Annotated in this window: 3 protein-coding genes; all 3 read left to right on the top strand. The window is 51.4% G+C overall.

The genetic code is table 11. The features are described from left to right. The first annotated feature begins 172 nt into the window (after positions 1–172). Entirely contained in the window at positions 173–733 is a 561-nt protein-coding gene (locus AD944_RS00430) for a recombinase family protein (RefSeq protein ID WP_045543376.1), read from the top strand. A 123-nt stretch (positions 734–856) separates the two neighbouring features. After that, positions 857–1,096: a ribbon-helix-helix domain-containing protein gene (locus tag AD944_RS00425; RefSeq protein WP_012813361.1), complete on the top strand. Its 240-nt coding sequence runs from the start codon at positions 857–859 to the stop codon at positions 1,094–1,096. Next, the gene (locus AD944_RS00420; protein WP_236709308.1) at positions 1,096–1,377 is read left to right on the top strand and encodes a putative toxin-antitoxin system toxin component, PIN family; all 282 of its coding nucleotides are present in this window, start codon (positions 1,096–1,098) and stop codon (positions 1,375–1,377) included. Before AD944_RS00425 ends, AD944_RS00420 begins: the two co-directional genes overlap by 1 nt.

The following is a 1,377-nucleotide window of genomic DNA, read 5'->3' as shown; positions in this document are numbered from 1 at the left end:
TTTTCGGGTGAATGGGTGTTAAGCTGACTGTCAGCATTGCATACTTTTCTGGACTAATGACCGGGGCAGGGAACCGGGCTTTTTGAGTGTCAAGAAAACACATAAAACTAATTAATTGACACATTGTAAGTATATTCCTTAGATATTTCCTGACATGTGAGGAGTGTTTACCATGGCCGATCAGATTGTCGCTTATGTTCGGGTGTCCTCAGCAGATCAGAACACAGACCGCCAGATGTTTGACGGCATGACCGTGGACAAGACCTTCACTGACAAATGTAGTGGTGGCACCAGAAACCGTCCTGCCCTTACTGAGATGCTGGGATATGTGAGGGAAGGCGATACAATTGTTTGTCACTCTATTGATAGGCTGGCGCGAGATCTTGGCGACCTGATGCATCTGGTGCAGACCATGACGAGACGCGGTGTCGGTGTCCGGTTCATGAAAGAGGGCCTGACTTTCACCGGAGAAGACAGCCCCATGCAGGATTTAATGATGCATATTTTTGGGGCGGTCGCGCAATTCGAGCGGGCGCTCATACGCGAACGTCAGAAAGAAGGTCAAATTGCTGCCCGTGCCAAAGGCAAGGTTCCGGGCCGGAAGCCTAAACTGTCACCGGAACAGGTCACCGAGCTGTATAACCGCGTTGCCACTCACGAACCCAAAGCTCAGATTGCCCGTGACTTCGGAATAAGTCGGGAAACGCTTTATGCGTATCTAAAGGCAGCCTGAAGATCAGGCCACATAAGACCATCCATACATCGCCGCGCAAGGATTTTGGTCTTTACTAGAAAGCAATATGGAAACTGGCATAATCGGTGTATAGGTGTTTATCTGCATATATGGAGGTAAGTCATGTCTACTACCCGTTGGAATATCGCGGTTTCATCTGAAGTGGATCAGTCTGTTCGCATGTTTCTAGCCGCTAATGGGGGGGGGCGCAAAGGCGATCTATCCCGTTTTATTGAGGACGCCGTACGGTCTTACCTGCTGGAACAGGCTGTAGAGCAGGCTAAAGCGGCGAGTGAGGATATGAGCGAAGCTGAACTGGCCGACTTGGTGAATGAAGCCGTGCAGTGGGCACGTGGGCACTGATGCGGGTTGTTCTGGATACCAATATCCTTGTTTCCGCTCTGATATACCCTCGAGGTGCCCCTGATGCGATTTATCGTGCCTGGCGGGCGCACCGGTTCGATCTGGTCACGTCCACAACCCAGCTTGAAGAACTCAGGCGCGTCAGTCGCTATCCCAAGCTCCGATCGATTCTGCCACCTCACCGGGTCGGAGCGATGATCAACAACATGCGCAAAGCATCTGTGGCCGAGCAACTCCCTACCTGGGGTCACGACACGAAAGTGTATTTTACGTACGCTTAG

The sequence above is a fragment of the Acetobacter tropicalis genome, assembly GCF_001580915.1.
Lineage (GTDB): Bacteria > Pseudomonadota > Alphaproteobacteria > Acetobacterales > Acetobacteraceae > Acetobacter > Acetobacter tropicalis.
The sequence above is the reverse complement of the archived record's forward strand: the minus strand, read 5'-3'. Positions and strand labels throughout refer to the sequence as shown.

What these genes read in the sequence shown, in the direction of transcription:
- AD944_RS00430 (WP_045543376.1), top strand. Translation starts at nt 173, where the DNA reads ATGGCCGATCAGATTGTCGCTTATGTTCGGGTGTCCTCAGCAGATCAG.
- AD944_RS00425 (WP_012813361.1), top strand. Translation starts at nt 857, where the DNA reads ATGTCTACTACCCGTTGGAATATCGCGGTTTCATCTGAAGTGGATCAG.
- AD944_RS00420 (WP_236709308.1), top strand. Translation starts at nt 1,096, where the DNA reads ATGCGGGTTGTTCTGGATACCAATATCCTTGTTTCCGCTCTGATATAC.